The 24,738-nt window shown below is 65.9% G+C and carries 18 protein-coding genes; 5 read left to right on the top strand and 13 right to left on the bottom strand.

The window, feature by feature from the left end; all coding sequences use genetic code 11:
• Positions 1-95: 95 nt before the first annotated feature.
• The 7 genes from purH to FOS14_RS10475 form a co-directional block, all read right to left on the bottom strand.
• Positions 96-1,655 carry a bifunctional phosphoribosylaminoimidazolecarboxamide formyltransferase/IMP cyclohydrolase gene (gene purH, locus FOS14_RS10505; protein ID WP_370512203.1) on the bottom strand — a complete coding sequence of 520 codons (1,560 nt, stop codon included), beginning with the start codon at positions 1,653-1,655 and terminating at the stop codon, positions 96-98.
• Entirely contained in the window at positions 1,648-2,340 is a 693-nt protein-coding gene (gene purN / locus FOS14_RS10500) for a phosphoribosylglycinamide formyltransferase (RefSeq protein ID WP_143770268.1), read from the bottom strand. Before purN ends, purH begins: the two co-directional genes overlap by 8 nt.
• A gap of 115 nt (positions 2,341-2,455) precedes the next feature.
• Positions 2,456-3,880 (bottom strand): DUF6350 family protein, encoded by a 1,425-nt coding sequence (locus FOS14_RS10495; protein ID WP_143770267.1) that lies wholly within the window; start codon positions 3,878-3,880, stop codon positions 2,456-2,458.
• Between the two features lie 61 nt (positions 3,881-3,941).
• On the bottom strand, positions 3,942-5,054 hold the full coding sequence (locus FOS14_RS10490) for a DUF5336 domain-containing protein (RefSeq protein ID WP_143770266.1): 1,113 nt from the start codon (positions 5,052-5,054) through the stop codon (positions 3,942-3,944).
• Positions 5,055-5,249: 195 nt separating this feature from the next.
• Positions 5,250-6,149, bottom strand: coding sequence for a succinate--CoA ligase subunit alpha (gene sucD / locus FOS14_RS10485; RefSeq protein ID WP_143770265.1), 900 nt, complete (start codon positions 6,147-6,149; stop codon positions 5,250-5,252).
• Between the two features lie 12 nt (positions 6,150-6,161).
• Positions 6,162-7,325 (bottom strand): ADP-forming succinate--CoA ligase subunit beta, encoded by a 1,164-nt coding sequence (sucC, locus tag FOS14_RS10480; RefSeq protein WP_143770263.1) that lies wholly within the window; start codon positions 7,323-7,325, stop codon positions 6,162-6,164.
• A gap of 100 nt (positions 7,326-7,425) precedes the next feature.
• The gene (locus FOS14_RS10475) at positions 7,426-9,198 is read right to left on the bottom strand and encodes a hypothetical protein (RefSeq protein WP_143770261.1); all 1,773 of its coding nucleotides are present in this window, start codon (positions 9,196-9,198) and stop codon (positions 7,426-7,428) included.
• Between the two features lie 390 nt (positions 9,199-9,588).
• On the opposite strand from FOS14_RS10475, the gene FOS14_RS10470 reads away from it, so the two are divergent.
• Positions 9,589-10,530, top strand: coding sequence for a M23 family metallopeptidase (locus FOS14_RS10470; RefSeq protein ID WP_255450233.1), 942 nt, complete (start codon positions 9,589-9,591; stop codon positions 10,528-10,530).
• 20 nt (positions 10,531-10,550) lie between these two features.
• Here FOS14_RS10470 and pcrA read toward each other — a convergent pair whose 3' ends face one another.
• Positions 10,551-12,902: a DNA helicase PcrA gene (pcrA, locus tag FOS14_RS10465; protein WP_255450232.1), complete on the bottom strand. Its 2,352-nt coding sequence runs from the start codon at positions 12,900-12,902 to the stop codon at positions 10,551-10,553.
• Between the two features lie 408 nt (positions 12,903-13,310).
• Here pcrA and FOS14_RS10460 point away from each other — a divergent pair, with 408 nt between their 5' ends.
• From FOS14_RS10460 to FOS14_RS10450, 3 genes are all read left to right on the top strand, one after another.
• Positions 13,311-13,643 carry a chorismate mutase gene (locus FOS14_RS10460; RefSeq protein ID WP_255450231.1) on the top strand — a complete coding sequence of 111 codons (333 nt, stop codon included), beginning with the start codon at positions 13,311-13,313 and terminating at the stop codon, positions 13,641-13,643.
• A gap of 80 nt (positions 13,644-13,723) precedes the next feature.
• A complete protein-coding gene (pgi, locus tag FOS14_RS10455; protein ID WP_143770257.1) occupies positions 13,724-15,373 on the top strand; it encodes a glucose-6-phosphate isomerase in 1,650 nt (549 codons plus the stop codon).
• Positions 15,374-15,378: 5 nt separating this feature from the next.
• Complete coding sequence (locus tag FOS14_RS10450; RefSeq protein ID WP_255450230.1) at positions 15,379-15,744, top strand: YidH family protein; 366 nt, start codon at positions 15,379-15,381, stop codon at positions 15,742-15,744.
• A 3-nt stretch (positions 15,745-15,747) separates the two neighbouring features.
• On the opposite strand, the gene FOS14_RS10445 is transcribed toward FOS14_RS10450, so the two are convergent.
• The 5 genes from FOS14_RS10445 to FOS14_RS10425 form a co-directional block, all read right to left on the bottom strand.
• Positions 15,748-18,105 carry an arylsulfatase gene (locus FOS14_RS10445; protein WP_143770255.1) on the bottom strand — a complete coding sequence of 786 codons (2,358 nt, stop codon included), beginning with the start codon at positions 18,103-18,105 and terminating at the stop codon, positions 15,748-15,750.
• Between the two features lie 57 nt (positions 18,106-18,162).
• Entirely contained in the window at positions 18,163-19,128 is a 966-nt protein-coding gene (locus FOS14_RS10440; protein ID WP_143770517.1) for a formylglycine-generating enzyme family protein, read from the bottom strand.
• A 62-nt stretch (positions 19,129-19,190) separates the two neighbouring features.
• On the bottom strand, positions 19,191-20,807 hold the full coding sequence (locus FOS14_RS10435; RefSeq protein ID WP_143770253.1) for an acyl-CoA dehydrogenase family protein: 1,617 nt from the start codon (positions 20,805-20,807) through the stop codon (positions 19,191-19,193).
• Complete coding sequence (locus FOS14_RS10430) at positions 20,794-21,402, bottom strand: TetR/AcrR family transcriptional regulator (RefSeq protein ID WP_143770251.1); 609 nt, start codon at positions 21,400-21,402, stop codon at positions 20,794-20,796. The genes FOS14_RS10435 and FOS14_RS10430 overlap by 14 nt, the downstream gene beginning before the upstream one ends.
• A 47-nt stretch (positions 21,403-21,449) precedes the next feature.
• Complete coding sequence (locus tag FOS14_RS10425) at positions 21,450-22,127, bottom strand: response regulator transcription factor (RefSeq protein ID WP_185981713.1); 678 nt, start codon at positions 22,125-22,127, stop codon at positions 21,450-21,452.
• 281 nt (positions 22,128-22,408) lie between these two features.
• On the opposite strand from FOS14_RS10425, the gene FOS14_RS10420 reads away from it, so the two are divergent.
• Positions 22,409-24,607: a sensor histidine kinase gene (locus tag FOS14_RS10420; protein WP_185981712.1), complete on the top strand. Its 2,199-nt coding sequence runs from the start codon at positions 22,409-22,411 to the stop codon at positions 24,605-24,607.
• Positions 24,608-24,738: the final 131 nt, after the last annotated feature.

The raw sequence follows: 24,738 nt of genomic DNA, 5'->3' as shown, positions 1-24,738 counted from the left end.
ACACCAGATTGCCGAGGAACTGCTGCGGGGTATTAGGCATATCACCGGTCTACGCTCTGGGCGAACGGGCGGCAAGGGTGGCCGTTTGGTTGAGCTTAGTGCGCGAAGTGACGCGCACCCGTGTGATACAGCGTCACGCCCGCTTCCTTGGCCGCGTCGATGGTGAGCTGATCGCGCACCGAACCGCCGGGCTGCACGATTGCCCGCACGCCGGCCTTGATCAGGATTTCCGGGCCGTCGGGGAACGGGAAGTACGCGTCCGACGCGGCGACGGCACCCTTGGCACGGTCGCCCGCGCGCTGCACCGCGAGCTGAGCCGCGTCCACGCGGTTGACCTGCCCCATCCCCACTCCGACCGACGCCTTGTCGTCGGCCAGCAGGATCGCGTTCGACTTCACCGCCCGGCAGGCGCGCCAGGCGAACTCGAGATCGGCCAGGGTCGCGGCATCGGCGGGTTCGCCCGCCACCAGCGTCCAGTCGGCCGGATCGTCACCGTCGGCGTCTAGCACGTCACGCTGCTGCAGCAGCGCGCCGCCCCCCGAGATCGGGCGCAGTTCGACGCCCGCCAGCTGCGGGGGGTCGGCCTGAAGGATGCGCACGTTCTTCTTGCGTTGCAACACTTCCAGCGCGCCGTCGCCGTACCCGGGCGCGATGATCACCTCGGTGAAAATCTCGGCGACTTGCTCGGCCATCTCCATCGTCACCTCGCGGTTGGCGGCGATCACCCCACCGAACGCGCTCACCGGGTCGCACGCGTGCGCCTTGCGGTGCGCTTCGGCGATGTCGGCGCCGATGGCGATGCCGCACGGGTTGGCGTGCTTGATGATCGCTACCGTAGGCTCGCGGTGGTCATACGCCGCCCGCCACGCGGCGTCCGCGTCGGTGTAGTTGTTGAACGACATTTCCTTGCCGTGCAGCTGCGTGGCCTGCGCCAGACCCCGGGTCGGCCCGTCGGAGATGTACAACGCCGCCGCCTGGTGCGGGTTCTCGCCGTAGCGCAGCACCTCCGCGCGCTGCCAGGTTCCGCCGATCCAGCTCGGAAACTTTTCCTCGCTCGGCGCCAGCACACTCGTCATCCAGCTCGCAACAGCGACGTCGTAGGCGGCGGTGTGCTGAAACGCCTGTGCCGCCAAGCCAATTCGCTGGGCGAGCGTGAAACCACCGGCCTTGACCGCGGCCAGCACTTCTGGGTAGCGGGCCGGATCGACGACGACCGCGACCGACGGGTGGTTCTTGGCCGCCGCGCGCACCATCGACGGTCCGCCGATATCGATCTGCTCCACACAGTCGTCCGGGCTGGCGCCGCTGGCGACGGTCTGGGTGAACGGATAGAGGTTCACCACCACCAGTTGGAAGGCCTCGACCTGCAACTCGGAAAGCTGTTCGAGGTGTTCCGGCTTGCGAGTGTCGGCAAGGATTCCCGCGTGCACGTGCGGGTGCAGGGTCTTGACCCGGCCGTCGAGCGTCTCCGGGAATCCGGTCAGGTCCTCCACGGGAGTCACCGGAAGACCCGCCTCAGCGATCCGCGCGGCGGTCGAACCGGTCGAGACGATCTCCACGCCCGCTTCGTGCAGTCCGTTGGCGAGTTCGATCAGCCCGGTCTTGTCGTAGACGCTGACCAGCGCCCGCCGCACCACCTTGCGTTCATCAGTCACTGGGAATCCGGGCCTTTCGTCCATCGGAGACAACACCATTGCGAGCAACATCGGCCACGACATCGGCCAACAAGCGGCGTTCTACCACCTTGATGCGCTCATGCAGGCTCGATTCATCGTCATCAGGCAGCACGGTGACCGCTTCCTGCGCCAAGACGGGTCCGGTGTCGATCCCGGCATCGACCAGATGGACCGTGCATCCCGTCAACCGCACCCCGTAGGCCAATGCGTCGGGCACGGCGTGGGCGCCTGGAAAAGCCGGCAGCAGGGCGGGATGGGTATTGATCACCCGACCCGCGAACCGCTCCAGAAACCGCGGGCCGAGCAGCTTCATGAACCCCGCGGTGACCACCAGATCAGGATCGTGGGCGGTCACCCGCTCGGTCAGCGCATCGTCCCAGGTGGCCCGGTCAGCGAAGTCGCGCACCGACACCCGAAACGTCGCGACACCGCGCGCGGCAGCATGGTCGAGGGCCTTGCAATCCCGATCAGCGCCCACCGCGACGATTTCCGCCGGGTAATCGGCAGCCTCGGCGCGCTCGAGCAGCGCCTGCAACAAGCTCCCCGTCCCCGACGCGAGAACGACAATTCGGGCAGGCGCTGCGCTGGGCGTCCAGTGCGTGGCATCACGGCCGGATTCGCGCCGTGAACCGGCGCCATCGAACGGCTCACGCGGGGCAGTCAGCGCAGTACTCCTGGCGAGGTGGAAACGAGGCTGTCGATGTCGACGGCTAAAGCGTAGTCATCGCGGTTTCCAGCGCTCGGAGCAGGTCGGAAGTTTGATCGCCGGTGCCGGGCTGCTAGTCAGCACCCTTCGGGTCATCGGCGTCGTTCGAGACGACCTCGGCGTCGATGATGTCCGCAGCGTCGGAGGCCACCACAGTCGCGGGGGCATCGCCCAGGATCTCGGCCTCCACCGTCACTCCGCCGGCCCGCCCGCTCGGTAGCGACAGCGGCGGCGAGGTCGGGACGGGCCCAGCTGGTTCCGACTCGGCCGGTTCGGCCGGTTCGACTCGACGCCTTCCGCTCACCGCGGCCGTCGCGGCACCGAAGAGCACGATCCAGCCGAAGATCATCACCCCGACGTTCGGTATCTCGGCGCCGATGTGGCCGAACGCCCCAAGGTCACCGCCCGCCAGCATGGCCAGCGCAAGCCCGACAGCCGAGGCGACCGTCGCCGAAACCGCCGCGGCCTTCGCCGCGGTCCACCGGTCGAGATTCAGGTCCGCGCATTCGCGGCCCACCGAGATGCCGATCGCGACCGGAACCAGCAGCAGCGCCAGCCACCAGTACGCCGGCGGCCCCGTGGGTACGGCGGCCATTACCGGAACCGCGGGTACGGGACCGCCGACGACCGCGAAGAGGGCCAGCGACGCCGGACCGACGTGTACCGAACTTCCCACCAGCACCGAGGCGGCGCCGACCACGACATTGGGCAGATACAACATCGAGAGGACGAGCAGCGAAAGAGTGCCGACAGCGCCATCGGCGGTGGTGGACATGTTTGTTGCCGTGGACCAGTGCGCGCCGATGAGAACCACGACCAGAACCGTTGCCGCGATCAGCAGCCACCCGACCGCCCGGAGTCCGGCGAGCACCGCGGCTGGCGTCCAGTCGGGAAGCCCTTGCCCCTTGATCACCTCGCGCCACTGACCACCGAAGGCACCGGCCGCCGAGGCGACACCATGAATGCCGATCACCCACCCCAGCACGGCCAGCGTGTTCGGCGGCGACAGCGCGACGACACCCGAAGCATCCTTGATGACGGCCAGGCAGACCAGCGCCACCACCAGCGGCCCGGCGACCGCGGCCCCCACCAGCCAGCGCCGCTCCGCCGTGCAACTCAACCGCGGGCTCACCCGCGCGCTGCGGCGAAACACCAGCCAGGCCAGCCAGATAGTCGGCGCGAGCGGCAGGAGGCCGAGCTGCGTTCCAGAGACCATGAGCGGGACCTGCTGTAACCCGAGCCAGCCAGCCGCTACCGCTCCGGCTGCACCCGTGTAGCCACTCTGCGCGGCCGCCAACGACCCCAGCACCGCCGCGGCGACGACAGTGAGGCTCACCGCTGATGGCAACAGCGCGACAACCACTAGCTGCCGAGCCTTCTCGGCCGTGAGCTGCGGCCGAGAAGCCGCTGGCTGCACGCCGGTCGCGGGGCCCACGCCTGCTGTGTCTCGTTGCGATTCAGTCTTGCGACGCGATTCGCCGGTCAGCAGCGCACTCATTCGACCGAGCGTGTCACCAAACGGCGCGCCGTTGAATCAGGCGCGCCGTGGGCCGGTGAAACTACTCCGATTCCTTGGTTGGCGGTCGGAATGCTTGCGTTTTGTCGCCTGGATCCTCAGTGGGACCGCCCTCTGCCGCAGGCGGCTTGGGTGCCTGGTACTGCTGGGTCGGCGCGTCCTGCTGACCCTGGGCCGGCGACTGATACTGCTGCATCGGGGCCTGGTACTGCTGAGTCGGCGCGGAACTACCGGGGGCATTTGGCGGCTGGTACGTCGACTGCTGGCCGCCTGGGCCGTAACTCGGCGCGGCGGGATAACCGCCGCTGGGCGGGCCGGACTGGCCGTAGCGCTGACCGTAGGCTTGCTGGCCGTAACCGGGCGGCGGTGCGTACCCCTGCTGCTGGCCGTAGCCCTGTTGCTGACCGCCGTAACCCTGCTGCTGGCCGTAGCCCTGTTGGCCATAACCCTGCTGCTGGCCGTAGCCCTGTTGCTGGCCATACCCCTGTTGCTGACCGCTGGGCCCGCTCGTCGAGGGCGAGTAGGACGCCTGGCCCGACTGGCCGGATGGGCCCTGCTGCTGACCGCCCTGCGGTGCGTACCCCGGAGAGCCACCGCCGAAGGCGGTCTGACGAGGCCGGGGCGTGGGTTCCTTCACGAGCCCCGCACTGATGAGCAGGGCGCCGATCGCAACGATCGACTGGATGAGCGAGAGCACCAGGACCAGCCAGGCTCCCCACGCCAGCTTTGGCCCCGATGGCAGGTTGAACGAGATGAACACCAATGTGAGGAAACCGGTGACCGTACTAGCGGTGGCCACACCCAGTAACCGCTGTTCGGGGAGCAGTCCGAGGCCCGCGAGAATGCCACCGAGCAACAGCAGCGACAACGCCACCACCGGTATTCCGGTGCTGAAGTAGCTCGACGACTGATCGGCCACCAGGCCCTCGACGCCTTCGTTCTTCACGTACGGGGTGAAACCGAGGAGAAAGTTGATCACGCCAAGCGCAGCGATGGCACCCGCCAGGATGACACCGATCGCCGGACCACCGCTGCCGGCCGAAAACGACTGCTCCTGAGCCGAATGCTGTAGGTGTTGCGGCTCATGCGATTGCGACTGTTGCGGATTGTGCTGCTGCGGCCCGGAAAAACCGGAACCCCCATTCGGAAAAGACATCTGCCTACTCCCTGTTCATTGTGGGCGCCGGGCTCTGCATAAAAGCGTCGCTCGGCGTATTCACACCCGGTATGCAAGACGCTACTGCAACCCGACGACAAGATGGGCCCTGGAGTTGACCGAATCGATGCCCACACAAACACAGCAGGCCGCCGGCCCGGAATACGGGGTCGGCGGCCTGCTGTCGTGGACTACTTAGGCAGATACTTTGGCTTGCAGGATCTCTCGGGCCAGCGCCGCGGTCTCCGACGGGGTCTTGCCCACCTTGACACCTGCGGCCTCGAGGGCGTCCTTCTTGGCTTGCGCGGTGCCGGACGAGCCGGACACGATGGCGCCGGCGTGGCCCATCGTCTTGCCCTCCGGCGCGGTGAAACCAGCCACGTAGCCGACCACCGGCTTGGTCACGTTGGCCTTGATGTACTCGGCGGCCCGCTCCTCGGCGTCGCCGCCGATCTCGCCGATCATCACTATCAACTCGGTGTCCGGGTCCTGCTCGAACGCCTCGATGGCATCGATGTGGGTGGTGCCGATGACTGGGTCGCCACCGATGCCGATGGAGGTCGAGAATCCGAAGTCGTTCAGCTCGAACATCATCTGGTAGGTCAGCGTGCCGGACTTGGAAACAAGACCGATCGGGCCCTTGCCGGTGATGTTGGCAGGTGTGATGCCGACAAGCGACTCGCCCGGAGTGATGATGCCGGGACAGTTCGGGCCGATGATGCGGGTCTTGTTGCCCTTCTCGACGTTGTAGGCCCACGCGTAGGCGGTGTCCTGAACCGGGATGCCCTCGGTGATGACCACGAGCAGCGGGATCTCCGCGTCGATGGCCTCGATGATGGCGTCCTTGGCGAACTTCGGCGGCACGAACGCGATCGACACGTCGGCGCCGGTCTTCTCCATCGCCTCCTTGACCGTGCCGAAGACGGGCAGCTCCACGCCGCCCTCGTGCGAAACAGTGGTCCCGGCCTTGCGAGCGTTCACACCGCCGACGATCTGCGTTCCGGCCTTGAGCATCAGCGCAGTGTGCTTGGTGCCCTCGCCGCCGGTGATGCCCTGGACGATGACCTTGGAGTCCTTGTTGAGGAAAATAGACATTTGGATCGTCCCTTACTTCGAAGCCAACTCAGCGGCCTTATCGGCGCCTTCGTCCATGGTCTGTGCAAGCGTCACCAACGGGTGGTTGGCATCCGCCAGGATCTTGCGCCCTTCCTCGACACGGTTGCCGTCCAGGCGCACGACGAGTGGCTTATTGGCATCATCACCGAGGATTTCTAGGGCCTTCACGATGCCGTTGGCGACCGCGTCACACGCGGTGATCCCACCGAAGACATTGACGAACACGCTCTTGACCTGGCTGTCGCCCAGAATCACGTCCAGGCCGTTGGCCATCACCTCCGCCGAGGCGCCGCCGCCGATATCCAGGAAGTTCGCGGGCTTGACACCGTTGTGGTTCTCGCCGGCGTAGGCGACCACGTCGAGGGTCGACATGACCAGGCCCGCGCCATTGCCGATGATGCCCACCTCGCCGTCGAGCTTGACGTAGTTCAGGTCGTTTTCCTTCGCCTTGAGCTCGAGCGGGTCGGTGGCGTCCCGGTCCGCGAACTCGGCGTGGTCTGGATGACGGAAGTCAGCGTTGCCGTCGAGGGTGACCTTGCCGTCGAGCGCGAGGATCTCGTCATCGGGCGTGCGAACCAACGGGTTGACCTCGACCAGCGTGGCGTCCTCACCGACGAACACGTCCCACAGCTTCGCGATGGTCACCGCGGCCGCGTCGAGCACCTCGGCGGGCAAGTGACCCTGCTCGGCAATGCTGCGCGCGAAAGCCTCGTCGACACCCTTGACCGCGTCCACGGGCACCTTGGCCAACCGGTCCGGCTTGGTGGCGGCGACCTCTTCGATCTCCATGCCGCCCTCGACCGAACACATCGCCAGGTAGGTGCGGTTAGCCCGGTCGAGCAGGAACGAAATGTAGTACTCCTCGGCGATGTCCTTCGCCTCGGCCACCAGCAGTCGCTTGACGATGTGGCCCTTGATGTCGAGCCCGAGAATGTTCTGCGCGTGCGTATAGGCGTCATCTGGAGTCGCGGCATACTTCACGCCGCCCGCTTTACCGCGTCCACCGGTTTTGACCTGCGCCTTGATCATCACCGGCTTGCCGATTTCCTCGGCGATCTTGCGTGCTTCCTCAGCCGAGTCGGTAACCCGGCCTTCCGACGAGGGCACTCCGTGCTTAACGAAGAGCTCCTTCGCCTGGTATTCGAAGAGATCCATCTACTCACCGTTCGTCAGCGTTGACACCCGTTCGCAGGTGGGAACGGGTCAGTTTCGGACTTTAGCCACCTGCGCGAAACCACCATCGACCGCATACATGCTATGTGCTGCGTCTCACACGGGCTTGGGTTGTGACGGATCCCGCGCTGCGCCGCTCGCTGAACACGGCGGCGATCACAAAAGCGACGACTGCGGCGATCGCGAAAATTGCGCCGAGCCCGACCGAAGGCTCGGGCATGCGAGAACTGGTGAGCGGCCAGCCGATGAGGTAGACCCCCATTCCGATCGCGCAACCGGCCAACAGCGCGGTTCCGCGGGCGGGTCGCGCCGCCGCTGCCACGACGGCGCACGCGACGACGACCACGGCGAAGCCGGCCTGCAGCCAGGTGTCCCAACCCCACGGCAGCACGGTGAACGCGGCCGCGTCGCCACCGGAGTCGCTACCGAACAGCGGAAAGGCAAGCGCCAGCACCGACAACACGGCCCCGGCCGCGCCGGCCATCATCACGTTCCGATCGGAAACCACATCGACGCTGCGGTCCACGTCGTCGCGCTCCGCCGCTCCCGCGAAGCACACAAGCGCACCGGCGACCGCGGCCACCACCGCGCCCACGCTGATCAGGACGAATCCAACGCCGAATCCGACACCTGCGACCTGACCCGCGACCACCCCCGCCTGCAACGGGCCGCCGCAACTGAGCACCGCCGCCATCGTGAGCACCCCCGCCGCCGGGCGTACGGCTAGCGCGAATTCCGACAACAGCAGCCAGACCGCGGCAATCGCGAGGACGACGGCCGCCACGAGCGTGAGACGGCAAGCCGGGATGAACGGTTGGGCCGCCGCATTCGCAACGTGGACGACCGGCAACAGCGAACCCAGCGCAATGAGGACCGCGGCCGTCACCGCCGCAGCTCCGGCGATGGCATGCCAGCGCTGGACGGACCACTGCTCGACCCGCCACCCGGGGACCTGCCGCCGGTCCTCGCGAGATCGGCGGGCCATGATCGGCAACACGGTTCCCAATCCCGCCAACCCGGCCCCTGCCAGCACCGACACCCACAGCGCGGTGGTCGGCTGCAGCGCAGTGTCGGACGCGGCCGCTAATCGCGGTGCGACGAGGCTGAGCAACGCGACCGCCGATCCCACGATGGCCCCAGCGGCCGCGGGCACCGACCCGGACGCGAACGCGATGGCCGTCACGACGACCAATGCCAGCGCGACAACGACAGTCCCGGACACCGCAAGAATTGCCGCCGCGAATATCGGCTTCACGACGATCACCGGATCGCCGCTGGTCCACGGCGCAAAGAACAACGCTCCGACCGCGACTGCCGCGACCACAACGGCACTTGACCACCACACCGGCCCCGCTTGCTGCGCAGCCACAAGCCCCGATCCGACGTCGGCCGCACCGTCATCGCTGGATCGCAACATCAACGACCCCAGCAGCCCGCTGCAGCCGAGCAAAACATGTCCGGCGAGCACCAGAAATGCACCCGCGCCCGGGTGCAACGGCGCAGCTGTCAGCGGCCGCACGAGTTCGAAGCGATTGGCATCGATCGGGTTGGACAAGAAAGCGATATCGAGCACGGCAAGGCCGAACCACACCGGGCTTGCGCCAGACAGCAAACCGCCAGCGAACTCTTTTCGCGATGTGACAAGTGCCACGGCGACCGTGAGCCACCAGCAGCCAACTACGAGTGAACCGACGGTTGCCGCCAAACCAACGGCGCCCGCACCGGCAGACGGGATCGCCGGTTGCGCGAACGGAGCGACAACGACGAGGACGACGCCGACCAGCCCAGCGCCCAGCGCCGCCAGTCCTGGCTGACCGAGACCCAAACGGCTGGTGGGGTCGGTGCGAGTTGACACGGGTCTCGACGGTAGCGTGCTACCCGACCTGCTGGCATGCGCGCCCCAACTGTGCGTGAAATTTCACCGCCGGCGGTGAAATTTCACGCACAGGTCACGGATCGAGCGCAGACTTCGGCAACCTCCAACCGCCGCGGCCCCACTCGGACACGCGGTGTACTCGGTCCGGCAGGGGATGCATACTCCCAGGTCAGCGTGTGAGGCGTCTCACATATTTGGATTCTGGACCGTTGAAGCTTGCGCTCACTGCAATCGTTTCGTTACCGTCTGCGGGGTCAAAGTCACAGCTGGGTCACGAGCCAGGCGCAAGGCAGGGGCACGAGTGCGCGGGCAGGTTGGCCCGGATTGATCGGTTCCACCGAGGTCACAAACTTCAGGAGGGCAGCAGGTTTGGCAGAGAACCGTGCTTCCTTCAGCGGGCACCCCGAAGTAAGCCGGCGCCCCCGACACGACGACGTCTTCGATCTTTCAGCCGAGTACCGACTCGATCCGCTCGCTTACTCTTACCCGCCCGCGGACTCCGTCAATCAGGCTGCCGTTCGCAGGCGCGGCGGTGCTCATCGTTTGCCGGTTCCACCCAATGCCGTGAAGGGCCGCGCTGCCGTGGTCGCCGTTGCCGCGGGCGCAGTGGTGGCCGCCGGTCAAGCGGCGCTCGACACCAATTCCAACCACAGCGACGAGGCTACGGCGATCACGCTGGCCGGCGCGCAAGTTCCCGCGGTCGGCCCCGCGACCACGGCAGAACCGCAGGCCGCGCAGTTCCTCGGCACCCCGGCCGGCTTCGTCGACCAGACAAGTACCGATGCCTCGACCGCGCCGCAGGTCCTCAACGTGGCCCAGCCGGTCACCCTCGGCGAGTTCTCCAACCTGCTGTCCAAGGGCCAGAAGTACGTCCAGGAGCGGGCCGCCGCCGAGGCCGCCAAGCTGCGACCGCTGTTCGTGAAGTTCACTCAAGGCACATTCACGTCGGGCTTCGGCACCCGCTGGGGCGCCTTGCACGGCGGCGTCGACGTCGCAGGTCCGATCGGCACTCCTATTCTCGCCGTCGCCGATGGCGAGGTTATTTCCGCCGGGCCGGCGTCCGGTTTCGGTATGTGGGTGCGACTCAAGCATGCGGACGGCACCGTCACCGTCTACGGCCACATCGAGCAGGCGCTGGTCCACGTCGGCCAGCACGTCATGGCGGGCGACGAGATCGCGCTCATGGGCAATCGCGGGTTCTCCACCGGTCCGCACTGCCACTTCGAGGTCTGGCTGAACGGCAAAGACCGGATCGACCCGTTGCCGTGGCTGGCCTCCCGAGGCATCAGCCTGGGCCCTGAGCGCGACTAGCGCGCGGGCCGCTTCAACCCTCAGAGCTTCACCATCGGCACGCCGCCGATCAGCATGAGGCGAACCTTTCCGGCCGTCCCGAAGTCGATGGTGACAGTCGCGCGCTGCCCGATCCCATCGGCGGCGATGACGACGCCCAGCCCGTACTTGTCGTGGCTTACCCGATCCCCGACGTCGAGCACCAAGTCGGTGTTGTTGCGGGAGCGTGTTGCAGGCTTCGGCCGCGCGGACCCGAAACCACCGCCAGAGCCGAATCCTTCGCGCCATCCAGGCCGCTGTGTGCGCGGCCAGTCCCTTCCGTTGCCGGCGCCGACACTCTTCGACGGATCCAGTCGGCGCCAGTCGATCAGGGCGTCGGGGATCTCCTGCAAGAACCTCGACTCCGGGTTGCTGATCGGTTGGCCCCACGCCGAGCGCACAACGGCCCGGCTGAGGTAAAGCCGGCGCCTGGCCCGGGTGAGGCCGACGTAAGCGAGCCGGCGCTCCTCGGACAGCTCAGCGGGGTCACCCAGCGCCCGCATGTGCGGGAACTGACCGTCCTCCCAGCCGGTCACGAAGACCACCGGAAACTCCAGGCCCTTCGCCGTGTGCAGCGTCATCAACGTGACTACGCCGTCGCCGGAGTCCGGAATCTGATCGGTGTCCGCGACGAGCGAGACTCGTTCCAGGAAGGCCGCGAGCGAACCCGGCTCTGGCTCACCCTCGGCGGTTTCCGGCACGATTCCCTCGGCCTGTGCCAGCGCCGCGGCGTTGTGCGCCTCGGAGCTGAATTCACGTGCCACGCTGACCAACTCATTGAGGTTGTCGAGTCGGGCGCCGTCCTGGGGATCGTTGCTGGCGGCGAGCTCACTGCGATATCCCGTGCGGTCGAGCACGGCCTCGACCATCTCGCCGATGTCGAAATTGTCGGCATCAGCGGCAGCGCCCGCCGCGCGGATCTCGTCGAGCAGGTCGAGGAACGCCGCGATGGCCCGTTGTGACCGCGTGTTGAGTAGCGCCACCTTGCCCGCCGCGGCATCCTGCAGCGCGGCGGCAAAACTGATTCCGCGTTGCTCGGCATGGACCGCAACACAGGCCTCCGCCCGGTCGCCGATTCCCCGGCGCGGCGTATTGAGAATGCGGCGCAGACTCACCGTGTCATCGGGATTGTCGAGCACCCGCAGATACGCGACCGCGTCGCGGACTTCCTTGCGCTCGTAGAACCGCACTCCCCCGACCACCTTGTACGGGACGCCGAGGCGAATGAAGATCTCTTCGAGGGCTCGAGAGGAATTGTTGGTCCGGTAGAACACCGCGATATCGCTGAACTTCCCCTCGCCCGCGTCGACAAGCCGGTCGATCTCGGCCGCGACGAACGACGCCTCGTCGTGCTCGTTGTCGGCGACATAACCGGTGATCAGTTCACCGTCGCCGGCGTCGGTCCACAGCCGCTTGTCGCGGCGGCCGGCATTGCGCGAGATCAGCGCGTTCGCCGCGGACAGGATGTGCTGGGTCGAGCGGTAGTTCTGTTCGAGCAGGATGGTCGTGGCGTCGGGGTAGTCGCGTTCGAATTCTTCGATGTTGCGGATCGTGGCGCCGCGGAAGGCGTAGATCGACTGGTCGGCATCACCGACCACACACAGCTCGGCGGGAGCAACGTCCTCGCTTCCGCTGGACAGCTCGCGGATGAGGACGTACTGCGCGTGGTTGGTGTCCTGATACTCGTCGACGAGCACATGCCGGAAGCGGCGGCGGTAGTACTCCGCAACCTGCGGGAAGTTCTGCAGCAGGCTGACCGTTTCACCGATCAAATCGTCGAAATCCAGCGCATTGGCCGCGCGTAACCGCCGCTGATATTCGCTGTAGACCTGCGCCACCAGCCGCGACAACTCGTTGCCGTCGCGCTCGGCCTCGGCGACCGCGCGTTCCGGGTCGATCAGTTCGTTCTTGAGGTTCGAGATGCTCGTAGCGAGGAGCCGGGCAGAGAACTTCTTGGCGTCGATATCCAGGTCGCGCCCGATCATGGCGAGCAGGCGGCGCGAATCATCGGCGTCGTAGATGGAGAAGTTCGAGTTCAGGCCCGGTAGCAAGCCGGCCTGGGCGCGCAGGATCCGCACGCAGCTCGAGTGGAAGGTAGCCACCCACATGCTGCGCGCGCGGGGGCCTACCAGCCCAATGACCCGTTCGCGCATCTCGGCGGCCGCCTTGTTGGTGAAGGTGATAGCCAAGATTTGGCCGGACCCGACGCCGCGGGCCGCCAGCAAATAGGCGATCCGCCGGGTCAGCACGGCCGTCTTGCCGGAACCGGCACCGGCGACGATCAGCAGCGGCGACCCCGAATGCATGACCGCAGCACGCTGTTGCGGGTTCAGCCCACCAAGCAGCCGATCCACCGATTCGTCCTGGTCCCCACCCACGTATTACCTGCCGTTCAGCGCTAAATCTATGCGAATTTCATACTGCAATCCGGTTTGCCTCCAACGCTACCGGCGCACCCTGACAGGTTGGTCGAGCGGCCGCGTCGAGCGGCTTTCGTATTCGTCCCATTTTCTTTCGATGTCCTGCAGGGCCGTGGCAAACTGAAGGAATGATCATCGTAAGAACTCGCCGAGATTAGCCTCGCCTAGAAAGGGAAGTACCAGACCGGCGCGGATGACCGGTCGAGGTCGATTCGCCCAGCGGTTACCAGCCGATTCCGGGTCAAAGTAGGGGCGAATCTCCGGGGGAAACAGCGAGTTGGCATGAAGTCGGTAACGAGATGCGATCGTTCAACGATCCACGTTCTGACACGAGGAGATGATATGAGCAGCCCTATCACCAAAAACGGGTCAGCGAGCGAATCGGCGCAGGCACCAGCCCAGGCGACGGAGGACGCAGCCTTGCCCAATTCTGAGGCTGAGATCGAGAAGCTGCGTAAGGAAATCGACCGGCTCGACGCCGAAATTCTGGCCGCCATCAAGCGCCGCACCGAAATCTCCCGCATCATCGGCCGTACCCGATTGGCCTCGGGCGGCACCCGGCTGGTACACAGCCGCGAGATGAAGGTCCTCGAACGCTTCAGCGAACTCGGCCAAGAAGGTCACACGCTGGCGATGCTGTTGCTGCGACTCGGCAGGGGCCGACTCGGGCACTGATCGGGCCATTGCGAATGCCGCGCTAAATCTCCCGCGTTATGCCATCCGCGCGCCGCTAGGTCGCCGTAGGCTCGGTGATCATGAGCGCCGACATCACTCAAACCACCGCCTGGCAGGCGGTTGCCCGTAATCACGACGACATTTCGGCCACCACCCTGCGTGAACTGTTCGACGCCGACCCCAAGCGCGGCAGCGAACTGACAGTCAACGCTGGCGACCTCTACATCGATTACAGCAAGCACCGTGTCACCAGGGAAACCCTGGGCTTGCTGGTCGAGTTGGCGCGCGCAGCGGGTGTCGCCGAGCGTCGTGACGCGATGTTCGCCGGGGAGCACATCAACACCTCGGAGGATCGCGCCGTCCTGCACACGGCGTTGCGGTTGCCCAAAGACGCGCAGCTCACGGTCGACGGGCAGGACGTCGTCACCGACGTGCACGAGGTGCTCGACCGGATGGGCGATTTCAGCGACGCAGTCCGCTCGGGTGAATGGCGTGGTGCCACCGGCGAACGCATCAAGACCGTGGTCAACATCGGCATCGGCGGTTCCGATCTCGGCCCCGTAATGGTTCACCAGGCGTTGCGCCACTACTGCGACGCCGGCATCGACGCACGCTTCGTTTCCAACGTCGACCCGGCGGACCTGGTGGCCAAGCTCGATGGGCTGGACCCGGCCACCACGCTGTTCATCGTCGCTTCCAAGACGTTTTCCACGTTGGAAACGCTCACCAACGCCACGGCGGCCCGGCGCTGGCTCACGGCGGCACTGGGCGACGACGCGGTGGCCAAACACTTCGTCGCGGTATCCACCAACGCCGAGCGAGTAGCCAAGTTCGGCATCGACACGGCGAACATGTTCGGGTTCTGGGACTGGGTCGGCGGCCGCTACTCGGTGGACTCGGCGATCGGCCTGTCGGTCATGGTGACCATCGGCCGCGAACGCTTCGCCGAATTCCTGGCCGGCATGCACGCGATAGATGAACACTTCCGCAACGAACCGCTGGAAACCAACGCGCCGGTGCTCCTGGGCATGATCGGCCTGTGGTACTCCAGCTTCTTCGGATCCGACTCCCGTGCCGTGCTGCCCTACTCGAACGACCTGGCCCGCTTCGCGGCTTACTTGCAGCAGCTCACCATGGAGTCCAACGGCAAGTCGGTCAAGGCGGACGGCACGCCGGTGACCACGCCGACCGGCGAAGTGTTCTGGGGCGAGCCCGGCACCAACGGCCAACACGCGTTCTACCAGCTACTCCACCAGGGCACCCGCCTCATTCCGGCGGACTTCATCGGCTTCGCCGAGCCCACCGATGACCTGCCGACCATGGATGGCACCGGCAGCATGCACGACCTGCTCATGGCGAACCTGTTCGCGCAGACCAAGGTGCTCGCGTTCGGCAAGACCGCCGACGAGATCCGCGCCGAGGACACACCGGAAAACGTGGTGCCGCACAAGGTGATGCCCGGTAACCGGCCCACCACCACTATCCTCGCGCCGAAGCTCACGCCGTCCGTCATCGGTCAGCTCATCGCGCTGTACGAACATCAGGTGTTCGTCGAGGGCGCCGTCTGGGGCATCGACTCCTACGACCAGTGGGGTGTGGAACTCGGCAAGCAACAGGCGCTCGCGCTCGGCCCGGTGATCAGCGACGCCCAGGCCCCGCCCGAGCAATCGGATTCGTCGACCGACACGCTCGTGCGCTGGTACCGGCGGGCCCGCGGCAGACAGGCCTGACTGTCGTGGCATGGCGGCCGCTCGTTCGGCTGAGCATGCATGGCACGCCCACGCCGAACACCGGCAGTGTCGCGCGCGATCATCTCGCCAACGAGCGGACGTATTTGGCGTGGCTGCGCACCGGGATCAGCGTCGCCGCCGTGGGGGTCGCCGTCGCCAAATTCGCCCCGAATCGCGGCGCGAATGCGCTTGTCGCGGGACTGATCCTGGTCATCGCCGGCATTCTGGTCGCGGCGTACGGCGCCGTGCACTATCGAACGGTCGAGCGGCACCTGAACGAGGGGGTTTTCATCCCCGCCTCGTTCGGCGCCATCGTCATCGCGACCGTGGCCTTGATGCTCGGACTGGTCGCAGTTCTTGTGCTGATCTAGTGCTTACTCCCGGGCCAGCATTGCGGCCGCCTCCCGTTCGAGGTCCACATACGGCTGGCCGCTGACGTCGACGACCAGCCGGTTCAGCGTGCCACCGGTGTAATGCCAGGGCGCCTCGCCGACAAATCCGTCGCCGACCGCGTCGGGTCCGCCACGTCCGGCGGTCAGGCCGACCGCACCTAGTCCGTAGGCCCCTGGTTGTGTCTTGATCCTGCCCTCGCCGACCTTGTGGTCGCCGTAGTACAGGCTCAAAACGCCGCTCGCGGTGCCGGGCGGATTCTCACCGTCCTTGACGAATGCAGCGGCCAACACGATCTCGTCACCCACCGGCACGTCCTCGTCTGCGCTCACGAGTTGTTGCACGCTGCCGAGGAAGTTGTAGACGTAGTGCAGTCGATGATTCGCCACATACAGTGCGTGGCCGCCGAACCGGCTGCCTTGTGCGAAGAGCACTCCGTTCTGATCCGGCCCGGCGTCCTCGATGACCGCCGCGATCGAGTAAGAGCGATTTCGCACGCTCACCGACATCGTCTCGGGCACCGACGCTCCACCCGGCCGATAGATGTAGCGGTTACGCGGCTCCACCATGAACGGTCGCGGCGAGAACATGATCTCGATCGGGGACCGGTCGTCGATCGGCAGTGCCTGGTTGACGCCCGCTTCGTGGAACCACAGCCCGATCAGCTGGGCCAGCCGCGTCGGCTCCTGTTCCGCGAGATCGTGCAGTTCGGCACGGTCGACATCGGTGTGGTAGAGCTCCCAGACATCGGCGTCGAAGTTGCTCCAGCCACTCAGCGCCGGATGTGTGGTGACCGCCTTCCACCCGTCGTGCCAGATGCCGCGGGTGCCCAGCATCGAGTAGAACTGCGTGTGCTTGGCCGTCGGGATCCCGTCGTTGTCGAAGCTGTAACGCATGCTCGAGCCCTGCAGCGGCCGCTGCACGACGCCACGCACGGTCTCCGGCAAGTCCAGGCCGAGGCAGTCCAGCACGGTGGGCATGACGTCTACCGCGTGGTGGTACTGGTCACGGACCTCGCCGTGCGCCTCGATTCCGGCCGGCCAGGAGATGATGCACGGATCGCAGGTGCCGCCATTGAACGAATAGCGCTTCCACATCTTGAACGGCGTGCAGAACGCCATGGCCCAACCGTTGGGGTAATGGTTGTAGGTCTTGGTGCTGCCCAGCTCCTCGATCTGGGCGAAGTTCTCTTCGAGGCTGTCGAAAACGCCGTTGAAGAATTTGTTTTCGTTGACCGACCCATTCGGACCGCCCTCGGCGCTCGCGCCGTTGTCGGACACGAGCACGATGATGGTGTTGTCCAGCTGTCCGATGTCGGTCAGATAGTCGAGCAGGCGGCCGATCTGGGCGTCGCAGTGGGAGACGAACCCCGCGAAAACCTCAGCCATCCGCCCAAACAGCCGCTTGGCATCGTCGGACAGCGAATCCCAGGATGGGGTGTATTCCAGCGGCGGGAAAGGCATTCCGTTGGGACCCTGGCGATCCTGCACGCTGCCAATCGGATTGAGCGGGGGTAGCTCGGTGTTCTCCGGAACGAGGCCGAGTTCCTTTTGCCGGGCCAGAATCTGCTCCCGAAGCGCCTCGTAACCCATGTCGAACTTGCCGCGGTAACGCTGCGCCCATTCCTCCGGAACCTGGTGCGGCGCATGCGCACAACCGGGGGCGTAGTAGAGGAACACCGGGCGGTCGGGCGCGATGGCCTTCACGTCGTCGATGTACTCGATCGCCTTGTCGGTGATGTCGACGCCGAAGTGGTAGCCCTGCTCGGGGGTCGCCGGTTGCGCGACCGAATGGTTGTCGTGAACCAGATCTGGGTACCACTGACTGGTTTCACCGCCCAAGAAGCCGTAGAACCGTTCGAATCCGCGGCCGAGTGGCCAGTTCCGCCGAGTGGCGGCCAGATTGGTTTCGTCGATGGGCGACAGGTGCCACTTCCCGACGGCCGCCGTGCTGTAGCCCTGGTCCACCAGCACTTCGGCGAGGGTCGCGCACTCGGGCGGTATGTGCCCGTTGGATCCCGGGAATCCGGTCGAACCTTCGGCGATGCACGCCATGCCGCACGTCGTGTGATTGCGGCCGGTCAGCAAGGCGGCGCGGGTGGGCGAGCAGAGCGCGGTCGTGTGCCATTGGCTGTAGCGCAGGCCGCGTTCGGCGATCCGGTCGATGTTCGGCGTCTCGACCGGGCCTCCATAGCAACCGAATGTGCCGAACCCAACGTCATCGAGGACGATCCACACGACGTTCGGTGCGCCGGCTTGGGCTTTTGGTTGTTCATATGGTCCCCAGTCCGGGACCGAATTGCGGACATCGAGGTCGATCCGGCCCCGGAACGGTTGTGCCATGGCGCGTCATCTCCGATCGCAATAATGAGTTTCCGGGCGAAGGCCGGAGGAAAGTACCTAGCCTTGGCCCGCCGCACCGCCTAACACATCACCCGAACGGGATGAATCCTCGGCGATACGCACAATGCACCGGAAACCGAGGTGACAGGTGGAGGTTTCCTCGGTTTCGCCCTGGCGCGCGGCGGGACGGTAACGCAAGCAGTAGTTGGGCGCGCACAGATGCGAGCCGCCCTTAATCACTCGGCGGGAATGGCCTTCCCCGCCGTCGGTCAGCGCATGCTCGATCCGCGGATTGCGCGGTATACAGCAGGATTTCGCGGCCTTGACATTCTTTCCGCTGGCCGCGTGGTCCGCGGTATAGCGGTCGCTGGTCCATTCCCAGACGTTGCCGGCCATGTCGAAAAGGCCGTAACCGTTGGGCCGGAATTTGCCGACCGGCGAGGTCCCGGCAAAGCCGTCCTCGAGCAGGTTCTCCCACGGGAATCGGCCCTGCCAGACATTCCCGCCGGGGCGCCCGCGCGGTGAGTGTTCGTCACCCCATACGAATGGCTTGCGGTCCAGGCCACCGCGCGCGGCAAACTCCCACTCGGCCTCACTCGGCAATTCCTTGCCGGCCCACTGCGCATACGCGCGGGCATCGAAGTAGGAAACGTGCGTTACCGGGTGGCGATCACGGCCGCCGAGGTTGCTGCCTGATCCCTCCGGGTGTCGCCAATCAGCTTGCGGGACATAGGACCACCACCGCCGATAATCATCGAGCGGTACGGGATGATCGGGCGGGGTGAACACCAGCGATCCAGGCACGAGCAACTCGGGATCGGCGCCGGGATACTCCGTGGCATCGGGTGCGGACTCGGCCGTGGTGACGTGGCCGGTCTCCCGGACGAAACGGCGAAACTGCGACACCGTCACCGGATGGGTATCGATCCAGAAGCCGTCGACCGTCACCTGATGGACGGGGCGTTCTTCTGGATAGAAGTCTTCCGAACCCATCCAGAACGTGCCGCCCGGGACCCATGCCATGCCCTTCGGTGGCACCCCCATGGCCACCTAGCATTGCACCGCCGAGCGCCGCGGTAAAGGGGTCAGCACACCCGGCGCAGAATGGCCTCCGTGTCCACTCCGGTGGGCAGCGTTCCGAACGCGACGCCCCAGTCGCCGCCGAGCCGACTGGCGCAGAATGCGTCCGCGACCGCGGGGTCACCGTGACGAACGAGTTGCGTGCCCTGCAGCACCAGCGCCATGAGCTCGACCACCCGCCGCGCCCGGTACTGGATGTCGTCGAGGTCGGACAGCTCCTTGCCGAGACGTGCCACGGCATCGTCGAGTCGCGAATCTGCGCCGTGTGCGGTGGCGAGTTCAGTGAAAAACGCTTCCACCGTGTCGGGTTGGCGGGCCATCGCACGCAAGGCATCGAGTGCCGCGACGTTGCCGGAACCCTCCCAGATCGACATGAGCGGCGATTCCCGGAACAGCCGCGGCATGCCCGACTCTTCTACGTATCCGTTGCCGCCCAGGCACTCCAGCGCCTCGGCTGCGTGGGCCGGTGCGCGCTTGCACACCCAATACTTGGTGACCGCCAGCCCGATTCGGCGTAGCGCCGCTTCGTGCTCGTCAGTCGCGCTGCGATCGGTGGCACCTGCGAGCCGCAGCATCACGGTGGTGGCGGCATCGGATTCGACGATCAGGTCGGCGAGCACGTTGCGCATCGCGGGCTGGTCGATCAGGAACTCGCCGAACGCTTTTCGATGCCGGGCGTGATGGGTGGCGCGCACGACTCCGACGCGCATGCCCGTGCTCGACCCGATCACACAGTCCAGCCGGGTCATGTTGACCATCTCGATGATCGTCTTGACGCCCGCCCCCTCGGCGCCGACGAGCCAGCCGGTCGCGTTCTCGTACTCGATCTCCGCCGACGCGTTCGACTTGTTGCCCAACTTGTCCTTGAGTCGTTGCAGCCGAATGGGATTGCGCGTTCCGTCGGGAAGCACACGCGGAAGCAGGAAGCACGACAGCCCGCTCTCGGTCTGTGCGAGCGTCAGGAACATGTCCGACATCGGCGCCGACGTGAACCACTTGTGCCCCACGATGCGGTAGCTGCCATCCGGTTGCCGCGTCGCGGTGGTGGTGTTCGCGCGAACGTCCGAGCCGCCTTGCTTTTCGGTCATCGACATGCCCGCGATCAGGCCGGCCTTCGACGTCGGTTCACGCAGGCCATAGTCGTAGGTGGTCGACGCCAGTAGCGGTTCGAACTTCGCCGACAGCTCCGGATTATGGCGCAGCGCAGGCACTATCGCGTACGTCATGGAGATCGGACACATGTGCCCCGCGTCGGCGGGACCCCACGCATAGAGCTTTGCGGCCCGGGCGACGTGCGCGCCGGGGCGATCCTGCCGCCACGGCGTCCCGTGCAGACCATGCTCGACGGCCACCCGCATGAGGTTGTGCCAGTGGGGATGAAACTCGACCTCATCGATGCGGTGCCCGAACTTGTCGTGGGTTCTGAGCACCGGCGGATATTCGTTGACCAGCCGCCCCCAGTCCTGTACTTCTTCGCTGCCGGCCAGCCGGCCAAGCTCGCGGAGCTCCCCTTCCGCCCATGCCGCGCCCTCGCGACGCAGTCCCTCGAGCAGGGCGGGATCTTCGGACGTATCGAACGGCACGATCTCCGGTACCTGGTTGAACACCTCATGGGTGCGCATTGCAAACTCCTAGGGCGCGAAGGGAAAAGGCGACGAGTTCCGGAATGACGATTTCGGGATGCGGGTCGCTGGCGAGCGGACCGACGAGCGTTTCCGCCACCGCACCCACCAGGGCCGCGGCGGTGAGGTCGGGGTCTTGCGGTGGCAGGGTTGCAGCGGCGACACCGTCACCGATCGCCCGAGCGAAATTGTGCGCGAAGGCCTTCCGGAAAATCATCCGCTCGGTGTCGACGGCCGCGTCCACCGGTTCCGCCAGCAGGGCGTAGGCAAGCTTCGGGTTCTTCATGGCGCGGCCGGCGAAGGTTTCGACGGCTGCAGTCACCCGGTCGACAGCCGATCCGCCGGTATCGGCGGCGGATGCCACCGCGGCGACCTCGCGGCCGACGACGTCGCGGAAGATTTCGGTGACGAGTTCGGTCTTGCCGCTGAAATGCCGGTACACGGACCCGGCGGCCACGCCGGCTTCCGCGGCGACCGCTGCGATGGACAGCCCCTGGTATCCGCGCTCGGACAGCAGCGCGATGGCAGCGGAGATGATGGCCTCGCGCTGGGCATCGAGGCGGGCTTGGACGGCCGACGTCCGCCGGTATGGCATGAAAGAAGTGAACCACTGATTCACACCTTCACGCAAGGGCGAAGCGCTCAGGAATCCCCGGACAGCGCCTCGTCGAGGTACCCGTCGGCGACCGCGAACCGATAGAGATCGGTGCGCGAAGACGGCTCCCGACCGACGGAGCGGTACTTGGCCTTCACGCGATCGATGTACTTCTTTGCCGTGTCCCGCTTCACCCCGATCCGCATCGCGACCGAGTCGAGGGTCAAGCCCGAGGCGTACAGGACTAGCGCACGCTCCTCCTGATCGCTCAACGGCGGACGGGCCGGATCGTTCACGATCACACTGGCCAGGTCCGGCGTCATCCATTCGCCTCCGGACGCGACGGTTCGGGCCGCTTCGACCAGGTCATCGACCGAGTCGCGCTTGCCGACAACGCCGCCCGCCCCCGCCTGGATGACCTGCCGGACCAGCGCCGGGGAAGCCATCGCAGAGAAGACCAGCACGCCCATCCCGGAGCGAACAAGTTCGGCCACCATGCGCGGGTCGGCGGAAGGCCCGCGATCCACGCTCAGATCGAGGACCAACAGGTGCGGGCGTAACGCTGGTGGACTTCGGCGCAGCCAGTCGACGAACTGCGGAAGGTCTTCGCTGACGCGAACAACCTGCATTCCGGCGCGCTCGCGCAGCACCTCCACCGTCCGCTCCCGCTGCAGCGAATGGTCTTCGACAATCGCGACCCGGCACACCGAAACCGTGCGCTTCACGACCGAACTCTCATTCTGCTTCCCCCCGTGCAGTCACGGCTGCGTGAAATGATGCCTTGTAAATTGCTATTTTGCGCTTTCCTTACCTTCGTTGCTGCTCGATCCGAATGAAAGGCGCGGCATAGGTGATCACATCCAGGTTCGTGTCGCGGCGCAACCAACGAGCGCAGACCTCACACGGCGAATCGGGCTGGGCGACGGCAAGCCTCGAACAATCGTTGCGACGAGCAATTTCGACTCCGAATATCCTTGGCCCGCTGATGATGTGCGTTCTGTTGTGGATGTCAGGCGTCGCACGGAATTGGTTCCCGCTCGTCGCGCTCACATTCCTCGCCGTCGCCTCGATCGCTGCGGCCGCGCTGTACACGTCGCGAGTACCTCTGGGCTGGATGTTCGCCGCGAATTCGTGCGCGGTCGCCCTTGCTTATGTCGTCGCACCGGCGCTGAACAATGTGATCACCTTTGCCAACTGCTGGATAACCAACCTGACGTCGATCAGCGCGGTAATGCTGTTGCGCGGCCGGGCCGCGGTGCTGGTTCCCATTTTCGTGGGCATCGTCGCTGGCACCTCGCTCGCGCTTGGGCACCCGGATTGGGACCCGGTCCTGGTGCGGTCCGCGTTCGTCACGCAGACGGCCATCGGGATTTTCGGCTGGCTCGCCATGCGATACCTGCGCCGCTTCGCGGCGGCGGCCGATCGCGAAGAACTGCTGGCCGAACGTAACCGCCGAGATGTCGCCGTTGCGGAATCCGCCAGTCGCGCCGCAGCCGAGTCCTCGCGGACCCTGCACGACACTGTTGTCAATACCCTGGCGGCCATCGCCGGCGGAGGTCGGATCCTCGAACAACGCGACATCGTGCGCGACCGCTGTGCGCACGATGTCGCGATCGCCGAGTCCTTGCTGGCTGAATCCGCCGCGGATCAGCCAGCGCCGGACTTCTTCGCCGACGTTGTCTCGCTCGGCCGCGCTGCCGGGATAGACGTGCGCCGCAGCGAGGAAACCGCGTTGGCCGAAGGTTGGGAGCAGTCGGTCCCGCCGGAGGTTTTGCATGCGCTTCGCGGCGCGGTGCACGAGGCGCTGCTGAACGTCGCCAAACATTCCGGCTCGTCATACGCGACGGTCGGCATCGATGCGACAGAGCACGATCTCTCGATCACCGTGACCGATGACGGTGTCGGGTACGACGCAACCGCCGACGCCGGTTACGGAATAAACAATTCCATCCTGGCGCGCTGCCGCGAACACGGCATCGAAGTCACGCTCACCTCCGCGCCGATGCGCGGCACGAAGGTCGCACTGGGCTACTCCCTCGAGAGATCCGATGGCGACGCGACTGGCACTGACGCCGTCTCGCCCACACAGATCGCGGCAACGCAGGCGCGCGCTTGTTGGATGTGGTCCGCGAGCGTCGTCGCCGTAGGGGTCTGGATCGAGTTCACCAACCGGTTCGGGACATTCAGTGCCACCTGGGCCATGCTCGGATTGGTGGCACTGACCGGCCTACTCGCCTGGCTGACGGTCCGAGACGACCGACTGCTCCCATGGTGGTTGCAAGGTGTCCTCATCCTCAGCACGCCAGCCGCATTCGTCCTGTCCTTCGCGGGTGTGGGCTTCGGACACACGGACGTCACACTATGGCAAATACTCGGCACCACGGTTCCGGCGGTGATTCTGCTTTACTTTTCGGCCACCGCATCGACCTTCCTGTACGCGACCGCTACCTTTATAGTCGTCACCGCCGTACTCGCCGCTGGGATGTGGGCGGCGGACTCCCCGTACACATCGATTGCGATCGTCGGCGGCCTGTGTACCGTTCCGGTGCTCGCGGGGTTCTGGCACTTCCACTCCGCGATCGAACGTATCGGCGCCCGCACCATCGCAAACACGCGAGCGGCAGCACAAGATCGGCTTCGTCTTGAAACGCGCCGAGCGTCCGACCGGGCACGGTCCCGTTGGCGCGTCGCCGGGCTCCAGTCTGCCGTCACACTCCTGCAACGGATCGGCCGGAACGAGGCCGACCCGGTCGATCCGGCGGTGCAAGCGGCCTGTGCACGCGAAGAACGATACCTGCGACAGCTGTTGATGCTCAGTCCCGAACTACTGCACATGGGTTATTGGCTGAGTCAAGCCAGTGCGCGCGCCCGTCGCCGTGGGGTCGAATTAGCCTTGCGCACAGGCGACATCGACGCCCCCGACGACGAGACCGCGCGCTATGTCGGCCAACGAATCTTGGCCGCAATCAATTCCGCGCCGGAAGGGACCGGCCTGACAGTCAGCGTGTTCCCCCACCCCGCCGGCGGATCTCTGCTCATGGTTGGTGGGGCTGCGGCCCTCGACCACGATTCCACGACGTTCGAGCCCCCCGAGAACCTCGTCGAAACCAGGCAGGACTACGGAGAGCAATTCATCATCGAAATCACTTGGCGGGCACCGCGACCCGTAGATCTACGCGAGCGCGTGACGGTCGCAGCATCGTAAGCACCTGTGACCTCATTTAGGGGTCAAATGCCAATCTCCGGATGCGCGAACCGATTCGGCCGTGCTGGGATGAGTTGCGGGGTGATTCTCGCACGAGCAAGCTACGACGGGGGAATCGTTGTGTCCGGCAG

The sequence above is a fragment of the Skermania sp. ID1734 genome, assembly GCF_007489285.1.
Lineage (GTDB): Bacteria > Actinomycetota > Actinomycetes > Mycobacteriales > Mycobacteriaceae > ID1734.
Note: the sequence above shows the minus strand (reverse complement) of the source record. Positions and strands in the feature narration are given on the sequence as shown.

What these genes read in the sequence shown, in the direction of transcription:
- FOS14_RS10440 (WP_143770517.1), bottom strand. Translation starts at nt 19,128, where the DNA reads ATGGCATGGGTCCCGGGCGGCACGTTCTGGATGGGTTCGGAAGACTTC.
- sucC (WP_143770263.1), bottom strand. Translation starts at nt 7,325, where the DNA reads ATGGATCTCTTCGAATACCAGGCGAAGGAGCTCTTCGTTAAGCACGGA.
- FOS14_RS10495 (WP_143770267.1), bottom strand. Translation starts at nt 3,880, where the DNA reads ATGAGTGCGCTGCTGACCGGCGAATCGCGTCGCAAGACTGAATCGCAA.
- pgi (WP_143770257.1), top strand. Translation starts at nt 13,724, where the DNA reads ATGAGCGCCGACATCACTCAAACCACCGCCTGGCAGGCGGTTGCCCGT.
- sucD (WP_143770265.1), bottom strand. Translation starts at nt 6,149, where the DNA reads ATGTCTATTTTCCTCAACAAGGACTCCAAGGTCATCGTCCAGGGCATC.
- FOS14_RS10435 (WP_143770253.1), bottom strand. Translation starts at nt 20,807, where the DNA reads ATGCGCACCCATGAGGTGTTCAACCAGGTACCGGAGATCGTGCCGTTC.
- FOS14_RS10445 (WP_143770255.1), bottom strand. Translation starts at nt 18,105, where the DNA reads ATGGCACAACCGTTCCGGGGCCGGATCGACCTCGATGTCCGCAATTCG.
- FOS14_RS10430 (WP_143770251.1), bottom strand. Translation starts at nt 21,402, where the DNA reads ATGCCATACCGGCGGACGTCGGCCGTCCAAGCCCGCCTCGATGCCCAG.
- FOS14_RS10490 (WP_143770266.1), bottom strand. Translation starts at nt 5,054, where the DNA reads ATGTCTTTTCCGAATGGGGGTTCCGGTTTTTCCGGGCCGCAGCAGCAC.
- FOS14_RS10420 (WP_185981712.1), top strand. Translation starts at nt 22,409, where the DNA reads ATGTCAGGCGTCGCACGGAATTGGTTCCCGCTCGTCGCGCTCACATTC.
- FOS14_RS10460 (WP_255450231.1), top strand. Translation starts at nt 13,311, where the DNA reads ATGAGCAGCCCTATCACCAAAAACGGGTCAGCGAGCGAATCGGCGCAG.